Source organism: Leeuwenhoekiella obamensis (assembly GCF_055391795.1).
The window spans coordinates 162,580-176,842 of sequence record NZ_AP029251.1; the positions used below are offsets into that span (position 1 = coordinate 162,580).

Here is a 14,263-nt window from a genome sequence, read left to right on the forward strand (position 1 = left end):
TTCGCAATTTTACTCGAAGTGACAATTGAGGTTATTGTCAGTTCGAGTGATTCGACGCGAGGAGAATCGTATCGAGAACCAATTTAGTTAGAATTTTTAATTTGTGAAACGAGCTTGTCGCTTCTCGATACAAAACCATTCCGCTGCGCTTCATGATTTCACTCGAAGTGACAACTCAATACAAAACCATTCCGCTGCGCTTCATGATTTCACTCGAAGTGACAACTCAATACAAAATCGCTCCACTATCGTCCCGCAATTCTACTCGAAGTGACGCGACCTACTCAATCAACCCAGCACGTCTTAGCAAGGCTTCTGGATTAGGTTCTTTTCCGCGGAAGCGTTTGTATAAAACCATTGGGTCTTCTGTGCCGCCTTGTGATAGCACGTTTTCCATAAAACTCTGTGCGATGGTTTTGTTGAAAATACCGTGGTCTTTAAAGTGAGCGAAGGTATCTGCATCCAGAACCTCGGCCCATTTATACGAGTAATACCCTGAAGAATATCCACCTTGAAAAATATGAGAAAACGCCGTGCTCATACAATTTTCGGCAACATCAGGATACAACTTAGTGCTTTCAAAAGCTGCTGTTTCGTGTGTTTTTACATTATCAATTCCAGCTGGGTTTGTGGCGTGCCATGACATATCTAATAAGCCGAAACTCAACTGACGCACGGTTTGCATCCCTTCCTGGAAGTTGGCTGCCTTTTTGATTTTTTCAATCAGCTCCTGCGGGATGATTTCTCCAGTCTCATAATGTTTCGCGAAAAGGGCTAACGCCTCAGGCTCGTAACACCAGTTTTCTAACACCTGACTAGGAAGCTCCACAAAATCCCAATACACAGAAGTGCCAGAAAGACTGGGATATGTCGTGTTTGCCAGCATCCCGTGCAAAGCATGACCAAATTCATGAAACAGCGTTGTCACCTCATTAAAAGTAAGCAGCGACGGCTTGGTTTTTGTCGGCTTGGTGAAGTTGCAGACGTTAGAAATATGAGGACGCTCATTCTTGCCATTCTCAATCATCTGACCTTTGTAAACCGTCATCCACGCGCCACCACGTTTCCCGGGGCGCGGGTGAAAATCTGCGTAGAATAAGGATACTAATTCGCCGGCGTCATTGGTTACTTCATACATGCGTACGTCTGGATGGTATTTTTCCAGATTGTCCACTTGTTTGAAGTTGAGATTGTATAATTTTTTTGCTATAGCGAAAACGCCATCGATGACATTCTCTAGTTTAAAATAGGGCTTTAACTGCTCGTCATCTAGTTGAAAAAGCTTTTGCTTCAACTTTTCAGAATAGTAGGCAGAATCCCATTTTTCTAGTCGGTCGATGTTGTCCAGATCTTTTGCAAAATTCTCTAGTTGCGCAAATTCACGGTCGGCAGCGGGTTTAGCTTTTTCTAGTAAATCTTCAAGAAAACGCTCTACGTTATCCGGCGTTTTTGCCATGCGCTCCTCAAGCACAAAATGCGCATGAGAATCGTAACCTAGAAGCTGAGCACGCTCGTGGCGCAGGTTTACAATTTTTAAAATGTTCTCCTGATTGTCCAGTTCGTCGCCATGAAATCCTTTTGCACCAAAGGCAATCGAAAGCTCTTTACGCAGTTCGCGATTCTTGGCATATTTCATAAACGGAATGTAGCTGGGATATTCAAGCGTGATTACCCAGCCTTCTTTATTGCGGTCTGCAGCAGTGCTAGCAGCAGCTTCTTTCTCACCTTCTGGGAGGCCGTCAAGATCTGCTTCATCAGTAAGGTGCATTTCGTATTTATTAGTTTCGGCAAGTACATTCTCACCAAACTTCAATTTAAGTTTTGAAAGTTCTGCGTCGATTTCGCGTAAGCGTGCCTTTTTATCTTCGGGGAGATTGGCGCCGTTGCGGGCAAAACCTTTGTATTTTTTGTCAAGAAGTGTGGCTTGTTCTGTGTTTAGATCAAGCGTTTCGCGCTTATCATAAACAGATTTTACTCTGGCAAACAAGGCTTCATTAAGTGCGATATCATTAGAAAACGCTGAAAGTTTAGGCGAAACTTCTTGTGCGATTTTCTGGATTTCATCATTAGTTTCGGCGCTGTTGAGGTTGAAGAAAATGCTTGTAACACGTTCTAACTGTCTGCCAGAATAATCAAGTTTTTCAATAGTATTTGCAAAAGTTGCTTCTTCTGTATCGTTAGTTATCGCATCAATTTCGGCGCGTGCTTCTTCGATCGCTGCCTCGATCGCAGGTTGATAATCTTCAGTTTTTATTTGTTCAAAAGGCTCGTTGTTAAACGGCTTCAGCAATACATTTTCTTCTTTCATAGCTGTTTTTTTATTTCCGCGCAGGCGAAAATCAATTTGTCTCAATTAATAAAGTCTTTGTTTATTTCGCTTTAAGCGAAAAATCAACAGAAATAATCGAGATTCATTATGAGATTTATAACGTTCTCGTGAAATCTGACTTAAAAATGCAAGACAAACTATTATTTAAAGTTATCTTTGTGTAAAGAATACACAACATTGACGGGTGTTGAGGGTGTTTGATTAATAATATTTAGAATGGTTAATAAATAATGTAATCAAAATCGGAGTCCGTCATAAGAGCCGTGCTTAGCGCGGCTCTATTGTTTTTTGCGCACCTCTTCTGCGCCTTTGATCACCTTTTCTTTAAGGCCTTGTTTGTAAGCTAAAATGCGATCACGAACATCAGCATCTGATGCGCCGATGATCTGAGCGGCAAGAATTCCGGCATTTTGAGCGCCATCTAGCGCAACCGTTGCCACAGGAACACCGCCAGGCATTTGCAAAATAGAAAGTACAGAATCCCAACCGTCAATACTATTGCGAGATTTTACAGGAACACCCACCACAGGAAGTGGCGAAAGGCTTGCGATCATACCCGGTAAATGTGCCGCGCCGCCTGCGCCTGCGATGATCACTTTAATGCCGCGCTCATGTGCATGTGTGCCATAATCAAAAAGTTTATCTGGCGTGCGGTGTGCTGAGACGATATCAACTTCAGTCTCGATGCCAAAATCTTTTAAAATATCTATCGCGGCTTGCATCACTGGCATATCGCTGGTACTGCCCATTATAATCCCAACCATTCTTTTTATTTTTTGCTAATTACTTTGATTCCTTTTTTTACTTCTTCGGCGATTTTTCTGGCTTCCGCCAAATCACTATTTACGATAGTTACGTGGCCCATCTTACGGAAAGGTCTTGTTTCCCTTTTTCCATAAATATGTGGTGTAACACCCTTCATCGCCATGATCTTCTCGATGTTCTCATAATGCACATCGCCTTGATGATCTTCATCACCCACAAGATTTACCATCACAGCGCCTACTTTGCTTTCTGTTTCGCCAAGAGGCAGATCAAGAATCGCACGAAGGTGTTGCTCAAACTGGTTTGTGAAACTTCCTTCAATGCTATAATGACCGCTGTTGTGAGGTCGAGGAGCAACTTCGTTTACTAAAATATCATCATCTTGCGTTTGAAACATTTCAACCGCAAGTAAACCTACGTGTTCAAAAGATTCTGAGACTTTTTGAGCAACTGCGCGAGCTTTTTCTGCGACAGCGTCATCAATACGCGCTGGGCAGATCACATATTCTACTTGGTTTGCTTCTGGATGAAATTCCATCTCAACCACAGGATAGGTTTTAACCTCGCCACTAGGTGTGCGGGTTACGATCACTGCAAGTTCGTTTTTAAACGGGATCATATCCTCAGCGATACAAGGAACATCTGGCAGATTTGCTAGATCTTCTGCGCTTTTGATCACAGAAACGCCTTTACCATCATAGCCGCCTGTTGTGCTTTTCCACACAAAAGGGAAGGTATGATGCTTTGCTGCGATCGCGTTGCGTAGCGTTTCTACATCTTTATATCGCTCAAAGGGAGCGGTAGGAATATCTTTCTCTTTGTAAAATTCTTTTTGCTTGCCTTTATCCTGAATTACGCGTAGCGTTTGCGGACTAGGGAAAACTTTTGTGCCTTCGGCTTCTAGTTTCTCTAAAGCATCAACGTTGATGGTCTCGATCTCAAAAGTGAGCAGATCTACTTTTTTACCAAAGTTGTATACCGTATCAAAATCTGTAAGGGATCCTTTTTCAAAATAGTTGCAAGACATGCGGCAAGGCGCGTCTGCACTAGGATCTAGCACATATGTTTGAATGTCAAATTTTCGAGTATCGTAGAGCATCATTTTGCCCAGTTGGCCTCCGCCTAGGATGCCTAATTTAAAATCTGAAGAAAAATAATCTGTCATGAATTTTTGACTTTGTAAGGGCTTGATTTTATAATACCCATCAATCGCACAAAGTTACTTTTTTGCAGTAAGATGAGCGAATCGAGAGGCAAAAAACCGATAGCTTTTCATGTGCAAGGTTTTCGTATCTTTGACGCTGATTTTTTTCGCCATAGCGCAACAATGATAAAACTTCACGAACTTTATTTTGAAAAATACCTGGACACGCACCAGCTTAATGAAGCTGTGGATAAGGTGGCCGCGCAGATCAATGCAGAGTTTGGAGATAAGAATCCTATTTTTCTGGTGATTCTTAATGGTGCGTTTAAGTTTGCGACAGAGGTGATAAGCCGTTTTACGGGAGATTGTGAGGTAGAATTCATGAAGTTGAGCTCGTATGATGGTACAGAGACCACTGGCGAAGTTGTGGTGCAGCTGCCGCTAGAAGTTGATCTAGAAGATCGTCATGTGGTGATCATAGAAGATGTGGTAGATAGCGGTAACACGATCGAAACGTTGCTCACAAGTTTAGTGCACAGCGGCGTGGCGCGTTGCCATATTGCATCGCTATTTTTTAAACCAAAAGCCTACTCAAAGGAGTACAAGATCCATTATGTGGGCATGGAAATAGAAAATGATTTTATTGTAGGTTATGGTCTGGATTATAATGGTCTGGGGCGTAACCTTAACGAAGTATATAAACTAAAAAACAATACAATGACCAATTTGGTTCTGTTTGGCCCTCCGGGAGCTGGGAAAGGAACACAAGCTACGATCCTTAAAGAAACTTACAACCTTGTGCATATCTCTACCGGAGATGTTTTTAGATACAATATTAAAAATGCGACTGAGCTAGGAACACTTGCAAAGTCGTATATGGATAAAGGTAACCTTGTGCCAGATGAGGTTACTATCAATATGCTTAGCGCAGAAGTAGATAAAAATCCAGAGGCAAATGGATTTATTTTTGACGGTTTTCCTAGAACTACTGCGCAGGCAGAGGCTTTAGACACTTTGCTTAAAGAAAAAGGAACTCAAGTTGCAGCGATGATCGCTCTTGAGGTTGATGATGAAGTTTTGGTTCAGCGTTTGTTAGAGCGTGGTAAAACTTCAGGTCGCGCAGATGATGCTAACGAGAGCGTGATCAGAGATCGTATCAAAGTGTATTACACAGAAACTTCGATTTTAAAGGATTACTATCAAGATCAGAATAAATATTTTGGTGTTGACGGTATCGGCAGTATAGAAGAGATCACTGAGCGATTGAGCACAGTGATCGATTCATTGTAATTTTCGCCGAAAGGCAAATTGATCGTATGAGAATTCTTCTTTTTTGCTTAGCTGTAGGTTTATTATGTTTTGGCTGTAGCCAAAAAGAAACAGCTGTAAAAAAGGAGAAATCTCTGCTTATAGGTACATGGAAAATGTATCAAGGTATGACGGTAGAAGGTCAAGACAGCCTCGTTACTGATTATACAAAAGATCAAGAATTTATAAAGATCATTAATAAAACGCATTTCTCTTTTTTAAGGCATGATCTTAACAAAGGTGTAGACTCTACAAATGCTGTTTTTGTTGCTGGCGGCGGAAGATACACGGTGAAAGAAAACACCTATACAGAATCGCTGGACTACTGCAATTACAGAGCGTGGGAAGGACACAAATTTGAAATGCAATTTGAAATAAAGGGAGATACCCTTATAACTCGAGGTATAGAAAAAGTTGAAGAGCTCAATGTTGACAGGGTTAACATCGAGAAATACCTAAGAGTTAAATAATTTGAAGAATAGTTTGAAACATGACTGAAGGGAATTTTGTTGATTATGTAAAAATGCACGTAACCTCTGGTAAAGGAGGTGGTGGAAGTGCGCACTTACGCCGCGAGAAATTTGTGGCAAAAGGTGGGCCAGATGGAGGAGATGGTGGTCGTGGAGGTCATGTTATCGTGAAGGCTAATCCGCAATTGTGGACGCTTTTGCATTTAAAATTTAAACGTCACATTAAAGCAGGTCACGGGGCTAATGGTGGTAAACAAACCAGTACCGGCGCTGATGGTGAAGATGTTATTCTTGAGGTGCCGTTAGGAACTGTGATCAAGAATACAGACACAGATGAAGTGATAGGTGAGATCACAGAAAGTGACAAAGAGATCATTATCGCTCAAGGCGGAAAAGGAGGTCTAGGGAACGATCATTTTAAATCTGCGACTAACCAGACGCCACGTTATGCACAGCCAGGTTTGCCAGGTGAAGAGGTTAATATCACCATGGAGCTTAAGGTTCTTGCAGATGTAGGTCTTGTAGGATTTCCTAATGCGGGTAAATCTACCTTACTTTCTGTCGTTACTGCGGCAAAACCTAAGATCGCTAATTATGAATTTACTACACTTAAGCCTAATCTAGGTATTGTGCAGTATCGCGATTATAAAACCTTTGTGATCGCAGATATCCCTGGGATCATAGAAGGAGCAGCAGAGGGTAAAGGTCTTGGATATCGTTTCTTAAGACATATAGAGCGTAACTCTACATTGCTGTTTATGATTCCAGCAGATGCTGATGATATCGCTGCGCAGTATAATATCTTGTTACATGAGCTGGAAAAGTACAATCCAGAGATGTTAGATAAAGATAGACTTATTGCTATCACAAAAAGCGATATGCTTGATGAAGAGCTTAAAAAAGAACTCACAGCAGAGCTAGATAAGTCGTTACCGTTACCTTATTTATTCATTTCTTCTGTAGCGCAGCAAGGTTTGACAGAGCTAAAAGATAAGCTTTGGCAGATGCTCAACAAATCAGAACAGGCTTAGGTTTAGGACTTTATTTAGACTAGCGTTGAGGTTTTTTAGTTATTTTAGTTGAAAACCTATGCTATGAAAAAGATCTTGATTTTAATCCTTTTGGCGACAGCCATAACATCTTGCGGCGGTGTTAAGGTTGCTTACGACTATGATGAGGAGGCAAACTTTAATGCCTTAAAAACCTATAACTACATGCCAGATATGCAAAGTGGCTTGAGTCAGTTAGACCTTAACCGACTCATGAATGCTACTGATGCGATCTTGCAAGAGCGAGGATATACTTTGAGCGATGATCCAGATTTTTTGATCAATGTAATGAGTAGAAAATATCAAGAACGATCCGGTAATAACGTTGGCATTGGCATAGGTGGCGGCAGCGGTGGAATAGGCGTTGGTGTAGGCGGCGGAATTCCCATAGGTGGTGTAAAAGACCGTCAGGAAATTACACTTGATGTTGTAGACGCTGCACAAGATGCACTGATCTGGCAAGCACAAGCCATTGGTACATTACCACAAAGCACAACTCCAGAGCAGCGGGTTTCATTTTTTACAAAGGTTGCAACCAAAATTTTCAGCGGCTTTCCGCCGGATTAAATCTTACTCTTTTATCTCCAGACGAATCCCTTTTGTATGGCTTGAAAATTCTGGAGCATACATATTTTCAATTGTTGTAATACCGTTGCTAAATGTCCCTGCGTTATTCGCACGCATGGTGTATTCTAAAACATAAGTTCCCTTTTTAAGTGAGTCAAAGAAAAAATGTGTCGCAACATCACGTGTGCTTTGATAGTAAGATGTACCATCCTGAAATTTATGTTCAGAGATCACATCCGTGGGTTCAAAACCGCTTGCTCGCATATCCTTAATATGAATAAATTCCATATCGGTATTAGATTTCACGGTCATTCTAATGGTAACTAGATCGCCTATTTTAATAGATTCTTCACTTTTAATTTCTTCTAGCTTTTTACCTGTACTTGAATTTTTAGTGAGATAAACTTTCTTGTCAATGCTAAAGCTTCCCGCATTATCAGATTTGATCTTATCTAGATCTTCAAAATATTGCCAGTAAACTCCACCATACCCGGCATGCTCATTTTTATTTTTCACAGAAATAGATGCCATGTTTGTATCAACCTCATTTTTATCCCAATCGATTTTTATATATCCGGTTCCTGCTTGTTTGTCGGTAGCGGCTAGTTTTTTAGTGTCGATGGTTTCTGAGCCAATTTTTATTGTAGTGTCATCTGTAGTTGTAAGCCAGTCTTCACCTTGCAGCAATAACGCATAGATAGCTTCGGTTGTAGCTTTTGTGGTTTCCCAGCTGTTTATTCTTTTGTTTTGAAGTAACCAGATCTTTAGTTCTTCAAGTACTTCTTTTTCATTTGTCGCTTCCGCGAAAGCTTCTATGATAAGCGCATGAGTTTCAATTGGGGATTGATACCACCACCAGCTGTTTTCGCCTATTTTCCAATACATACCATTTTCTTCTGAAACTACTGCACTTTCTTTAAGTCCAGTAAGGATGCTTTTGGCGAAAGCCTTATCACCCATGCGGTTTGCAACCAGCGCAAGAATTGCATTATTGTAGTTTGTATTGGTGTTCCATTTGTCTTTTTGAAACTCTAGAACATTGTTTGCGATGTTTTGAATTTCTTCGTTAAACGGTCTGCGGTCAAGAAAGAATGAGCGCGCATAGAGGTAATGCATAAGCGCCGGACTCGTGTAAAACTCTTCCTCTTTCCTGTCGCTATTAAGATGGTTTTTATAGGCGCTCAGTACGTCTTTGTCAAGATATTTTATTGCGCTATTTTCAATCTTATTCATTTTTACGTTTAGGCCTAATTGATTCATATGGCCAAGTCCTGCCAAAATATGGCGAGTTATAAATTTGTTAGGGCGACCACCTGAAAACCAAGAAAAAGCTCCATTGTCTAATTGTTGTTCTTGTAGCTTTGCTTTGATATCGCTTTTAGCCTGAGACAAACGCGCAAGGTCAAAGAGTTCGCCCAGCCTTTGCTGTTTTTCTTCTTCCGTCATGGCATCTCGCACCCATGGTGTTTCCGCAAGTAGTGTGGACTTAAGCTCTTCATTCGTCTCGAGGTTACTTTTTGTAATTCCATTTTGCTTCCAGCTTTCAAAAACATCTTTGATCTCTGGTTTTGAATTCATGATATGTGCCGCAATACTATTTGCATAAAAACGTGCGAAGGTTTGCTCAGCACATTCATACGGAAACTCCATAAGGTAGGGTAGTGATTTGATTGCATACCAGACAGGATTAGAGGTATACTCTAGCGTGATCTTATGGTTTGTGAGTGTGCTGCTCGTATTATTTTTCAGGTTAGAAAATTCATAATTTTCAGTTTCACCGGCGCGTACAAATAGCGGTATGCTCTCGGTAACGAGCATTCTATTTTTAAGAACAGGGATACTGCTTTCTTCGCCGTCAGAGAAGTTTCCGGCTTTCGCCAAAACCTTATAAGTAATCGCCTCAACATTCTCTGGAATACTAATTTTCCAACTTACAGAAGCGTTGTTTTTTTGCGCAATGTTGAAATTTACATTCGGATTATTGTTTGAAAGTTCTTGATCAATACGTTGCATGGTGATCGCATTATAAAGCTGTAATTGAGCCACACCGCTAATTGCGTCATCAGTAAGATTTGTAACTTTTGCTTTAAGTGTGATTTTGTCATTTTCTCTGAAGAATCTCGGCATATTAGGTTGAATGCTTAATTCTTTTTGGGTGATAACCGTATTCTCTAAATAACCTGTTGTCCAAGATTTATCGTAAGCAAGTAATCTTAACTTCCATCTGGTTAAAGACTCAGGCGAGGTGAAGTTTATATTAAACTCACCATCTTTATTTGCAGTAATATGTGGAAGGAAAAAGGCAGTTTCGTTTAGATTCTTTCTTGTTTCTAAACTAGCTACTTCTTCTAACGCTGCATTTGTTGTAATTATTAGAACACCGTTTGCAGCGCGAGAACCATAAATCGCTGTTGCAGATGCATCTTTTAAAATTTGCATTGAACTTATTTGAGATGCGTCTATATCTAAAGCGCTAAGTTCTGTAGGAACACCATCAATAATTACAAGAGGCTGCTCTTTTGCAGTAAGACTTGCTGAACCCCGGATGATAATATTGCTTGCTAAGCCTGGAGAGCCTTCATCATCATTCATTTCTATAGATACTCCTGCGACTCTTCCTTCTAAGATACTAGTAAGCGCACTGTTTTCAACACTTACGGTGGCGACAGCACCCGTTAACGATATCTTTTTTTGTTTGCCATAACCCATCACAACTACTTCATCAAGACTTGCAGAATCTTCTTTAATTTTTATGTACATGTTATTAGCTTGATTTGCTTGAGATTCTATTTGTTTAAAACCTACATAAGAAAATATTAAAACATCTCCTTTACTCGTGTTTAAGCCGTACTGACCATCAAAATTTGTTGTAGTTCCTACAGAAGTTCCTTTGATCATTACAGTTACGCCGGGTAACGGCAAACCATTTGCATCTGTAACAATACCACGTGTATTTCCTGTAACGGTTAATTTTTGTTTTTTCTCGATCTTGCTTAGATAATTCCTGTATTGATATGAGTCAGGATTGCCAAAGTCAAATCCAAAGTCGTATAGCTTATCAAACTTTTGAAAAATCCTGCTTACGGCATTAGTTCTGGCTGAGAAATTCTTCCTGAAGTAAATAGAGCTAATCTGCTCACTATTTAAATTTGGAAAATCTGGACCATAATAGTAATCCTCGTCAAAATCTATTTTTCTCTCCCAGTTTTCAGTAACAAATTGATCTAAAGAGGCATCATACATAGAGGCTAAGATCTCAGCATTTGGAGTTTTGCCTGCATCGTCTTTTATTACAAAACTCCATTGTTCATCTAGACCTGGTTGAAGTTTGTTTCTAAACGTTCTAGTAGCAATGGTAAGATATCGTTCATCTTCTTTAGGGAAGTTTACAAATGTTTGATCTGTGATCCATTGACCATCTTTCAACCCATAAACTTGTATTTTTAATCTGTCTTCCTTTGTTTGTGGCAGTGTGATATTTACTATTTCTTTGCCTTCTAAACGCACATTTTCTTCATAAGCGATGTCATTTGCGTCAAATACTTTGAGGTTGAGGTTTAGTGTGTCGTAGGCTGATAATAACTCTAACTTTAAGTCTTTGCCAGGTTCTGGGTCTTTTGTCAAGACATTCATGGCAAAAGTTTGATGATCGGGTAATGTATTTTCCTTGGGGTTGATAAGGGTGAATTCTTTTTTCGCTTCCGCGAAAGCGCCACCCATTGTATTAAGCTCAACCTCGATAGCATATTTTCCTGACGCCCATGATTTGTCTACAGCAATTTCTTTTATAAGCTTTCCATCAATTTCAAAATCCGTTGTAAACACTTCTTTGCCGTTTTCCCAATTTTCAGACTGACCTTCATTGAAGTATGGTTCTGACGGAAAATTTTTGGCGAAAGCCTGCTCATCTATCATTTGTATTTCGGGAGCTGGCCATAGGCGTGAATTTGTGACGCGAGCTGGAGACTTTTTCTTGAAGATTTTAAGCGTGCCGCTAGCTTTAGTGGGTTGGTTATTGAGATTTGTGGATCTTATTTCTAAGTTCAGTTTCTCATCTGTTCTAACGAGTAAAGGGTTGGTAAGTTTGACGCTAAGGTTGTTCTTGCCAATATTGAAATTTGTAGAAGCCTCGCGGGTTTCTCCGCTTACGTCAGTAACTGATGCATTAATTCTGTAATTGTAATATCCGTATTGAGAAGAAATACTGTCTACGGTTGCGAATTTTATTTCAAACTTACCCTCGTTGTTAGTAAAAATGGTATCGTTTTTAATGTTTGATTTTTCAGTTGCGTTGTAGCGCCATAGCCCTTCATACTTATCTCTATTGATAGAATATGCTACAGGAACGTCTGATAAATTAGCGCCCATGAGAGATTCTGCCTTACCTGTAATTGTAACACTATCTCCCGGAGAATATGTTGCAGTGATCTCATCAAAATTCACTTCAAATGTGGGGCGTTTATACTCTTCAACGCTGAAGGTTGTCTCTTTATAATCAAAATCCCAAACAGTATCCCAGAACGTGCTATCCACTTCATAATCTTCATCAAGATAAATATCAAATTCTCCTGTAGGTCCTGATGTGGGTAAAGTGAATTCGCCAGAAACAGATCCATAGTCGTTAGTCTTTAAACGTATTTCTTGAATCTCGTTTCCATTGGCATCGTCCACAAATATGGTAACATATTCATTAGGCACAACAGATGTCTCTTTGCCAAGTTTTAAGAGCAGAATTCCTTTAAAATATACTGTTTGTCCTGGGCGATAGATAGCGCGATCTAGATAGACCACACCGCGTGCTACAGAATCTGTCTCTATCTCATCTTCTTTTTCTTCGTCATAGTATTTACGTCCGGCATAAAAGGAGAGCACATTAGTATCTTCTCCATTTTTAAATTTTACATTTCTAGCTCTCGAGAAACTATTGAATTTAGGAACTGGTATTTCACCATTAGAGAACGTATACCCTTTAAAATAAGGTGTGTTATCACCAGCGTATTTAAAAATAGAAACTTCAACATCTTTTTGAGGTTCGCCTGTTTTAGAATCTACAACATAAAAATTCTCATACCCTTGATGCTCTACGACTGCGGCATCAAGATTTGTAACTCTGATTTTTGAAAATGAAAATTTATCCTTTGACCACAATTTTGGTCCGCTAGCAAATAGAAAATACTCACCTAACGGTAAGCCATCATACATAAATTCTACACTGTGCATATTCAGGTCTTCGTTCTTTGGTAAGAGATATGTATGCGTAACGTTGGGTTTTCTTTTTAGAATTGTTTGAAGAGTAGAGTCTGTTATTGAAACAGGATTAAGCAAACGCTCAGCATCATTTGTGATCTTGTAGATTGACAGTTGAAGTGAGTCTATGTTTTTATACTCAATGTATATTCTTCCTTTTTGATTTTCTGATAGTCTTTCTTGGGTTTTTAGGCTTAGTTGAACATCATTGATCATCGCAAGAATTGATGATGCTTCTTGGTCATATTGTGTGTCAGGAAATTCATTTATGATGATCTCTGCTATCTCTTCGGCTTTTTTGCGGTAATCAGGATATTTTAAAAGATACTTTCCGTACTCAATTTCGCTTAATCTATCTATTTCTTCTTGGCCATAATCAGAAGATTCATAATCCTCACTTTCTAATTTTTTATCAGATAAGCTGTAATAGGATCGTGCGAGTTCATTTAAAACCATTGCGCTTGCAGGTCTGTTATGCAACTTTGATCGTAAATTTTCTAAAGCCCTTCTGTATAGATCCCATTTATCGTCAGTGTCATCTTTGTAATTTTGATAAACAAATTTTAATCGCTCTAATTCATTATACACAAGGATTTGCTCATCCTTACTTTGATAATTTTGTTCTAGTTCTTGATAGGTTTTGAGCACATTCAATTTAGAATAAATGCTGTCTATAGTTTTAAATTTCAGCGAAGTAAATGTTTTACTATCTCCAAATAAATCTGGATCATCTAAGACAAACAGATTTTCTGGTCTTGTTACATAGTAAAAATCATTATCATAAAAATCTAATGCCTCATGAATAATTAGATCATAAAGCGTAGGTCTAAATTTTCGGCCTAAGGAAGCAGCATCTAGAAGTTCATCATAATCATCAACAGGATATTTTTGAAGCATTTTCTTTTGGCTTAAAGCCAAATCAAAAGTCGCTCTAATTTCACGTAAAAAATAGGGAACATCCCAAAGCTCAATATCTTCAATAACATCATCATCAACTTGTGTTCTACCGCTAATTTTATAACGGTTATTTTTATAAAAATCAAAAAGCCATTTAGCCTTATACGTTTGTGCAATAGATTTATAAGGCTGTGGAAAATCAGCGATCGTTTTATTGAGCTCTTTTACGATTAAATCTGTGCTGTTTTCTTGTGTTATCTGCAGAAATTTCCACCTATATATTTTTGCTTTTAGATAATTTACATGATCATTTTTGCGTTCACTGCGTTGTATAATGGCATCCACAAGATCAATGGCAGAGGTGATTTGTTTATTGACTTCTAGAGAATCAATAACTTGCCATTTTTGAGTGTAATTGTTGTTTTGGCTATAGCCAAAAAGAGAAAAAAAGAACAGCAATACCAGTAGATGATGTTTCATGTGTAAA

The 14,263-nt window shown here is 39.2% G+C and carries 8 protein-coding genes; 4 read left to right on the plus strand and 4 right to left on the minus strand.

Going from position 1 to position 14,263, the window contains the following annotated elements; all coding sequences use genetic code 11:
• Window positions 1-280: 280 nt before the first annotated feature.
• From ACZ5L8_RS00755 to ACZ5L8_RS00765, 3 genes are all read right to left on the minus strand, one after another.
• Window positions 281-2,308: a M3 family metallopeptidase gene (locus tag ACZ5L8_RS00755; protein ID WP_464439024.1), complete on the minus strand. Its 2,028-nt coding sequence runs from the start codon at window positions 2,306-2,308 to the stop codon at window positions 281-283.
• Between the two features lie 299 nt (window positions 2,309-2,607).
• On the minus strand, window positions 2,608-3,093 hold the full coding sequence (purE, locus tag ACZ5L8_RS00760) for a 5-(carboxyamino)imidazole ribonucleotide mutase (RefSeq protein WP_462599388.1): 486 nt from the start codon (window positions 3,091-3,093) through the stop codon (window positions 2,608-2,610).
• Between the two features lie 5 nt (window positions 3,094-3,098).
• Entirely contained in the window at window positions 3,099-4,259 is a 1,161-nt protein-coding gene (locus ACZ5L8_RS00765) for a 5-(carboxyamino)imidazole ribonucleotide synthase (protein ID WP_464439025.1), read from the minus strand.
• Between the two features lie 162 nt (window positions 4,260-4,421).
• Here ACZ5L8_RS00765 and ACZ5L8_RS00770 point away from each other — a divergent pair, with 162 nt between their 5' ends.
• From ACZ5L8_RS00770 to ACZ5L8_RS00785, 4 genes are all read left to right on the plus strand, one after another.
• Complete coding sequence (locus ACZ5L8_RS00770; RefSeq protein WP_464439026.1) at window positions 4,422-5,528, plus strand: adenylate kinase; 1,107 nt, start codon at window positions 4,422-4,424, stop codon at window positions 5,526-5,528.
• 26 nt (window positions 5,529-5,554) lie between these two features.
• Window positions 5,555-6,016 (plus strand): hypothetical protein, encoded by a 462-nt coding sequence (locus ACZ5L8_RS00775; protein WP_464439027.1) that lies wholly within the window; start codon window positions 5,555-5,557, stop codon window positions 6,014-6,016.
• Window positions 6,017-6,036: 20 nt separating this feature from the next.
• A complete protein-coding gene (gene obgE, locus ACZ5L8_RS00780) occupies window positions 6,037-7,047 on the plus strand; it encodes a GTPase ObgE (protein WP_464439028.1) in 1,011 nt (336 codons plus the stop codon).
• Window positions 7,048-7,110: 63 nt separating this feature from the next.
• Window positions 7,111-7,632 carry a DUF4136 domain-containing protein gene (locus ACZ5L8_RS00785; RefSeq protein WP_464439030.1) on the plus strand — a complete coding sequence of 174 codons (522 nt, stop codon included), beginning with the start codon at window positions 7,111-7,113 and terminating at the stop codon, window positions 7,630-7,632.
• Between the two features lie 3 nt (window positions 7,633-7,635).
• Here ACZ5L8_RS00785 and ACZ5L8_RS00790 read toward each other — a convergent pair whose 3' ends face one another.
• Window positions 7,636-14,256 (minus strand): alpha-2-macroglobulin family protein, encoded by a 6,621-nt coding sequence (locus tag ACZ5L8_RS00790; RefSeq protein ID WP_464439031.1) that lies wholly within the window; start codon window positions 14,254-14,256, stop codon window positions 7,636-7,638.
• Between the last annotated feature and the right edge of the window lie 7 nt (window positions 14,257-14,263).

Bases quoted from the DNA above. Each gene is read 5' to 3' on its own strand.
- ACZ5L8_RS00755 (WP_464439024.1), bottom strand. From the start codon at position 2,308: ATGAAAGAAGAAAATGTATTGCTGAAGCCGTTTAACAACGAGCCTTTT.
- purE (WP_462599388.1), bottom strand. From the start codon at position 3,093: ATGGTTGGGATTATAATGGGCAGTACCAGCGATATGCCAGTGATGCAA.
- ACZ5L8_RS00765 (WP_464439025.1), bottom strand. From the start codon at position 4,259: ATGACAGATTATTTTTCTTCAGATTTTAAATTAGGCATCCTAGGCGGA.
- ACZ5L8_RS00770 (WP_464439026.1), top strand. From the start codon at position 4,422: ATGATAAAACTTCACGAACTTTATTTTGAAAAATACCTGGACACGCAC.
- ACZ5L8_RS00775 (WP_464439027.1), top strand. From the start codon at position 5,555: ATGAGAATTCTTCTTTTTTGCTTAGCTGTAGGTTTATTATGTTTTGGC.
- obgE (WP_464439028.1), top strand. From the start codon at position 6,037: ATGACTGAAGGGAATTTTGTTGATTATGTAAAAATGCACGTAACCTCT.
- ACZ5L8_RS00785 (WP_464439030.1), top strand. From the start codon at position 7,111: ATGAAAAAGATCTTGATTTTAATCCTTTTGGCGACAGCCATAACATCT.
- ACZ5L8_RS00790 (WP_464439031.1), bottom strand. From the start codon at position 14,256: ATGAAACATCATCTACTGGTATTGCTGTTCTTTTTTTCTCTTTTTGGC.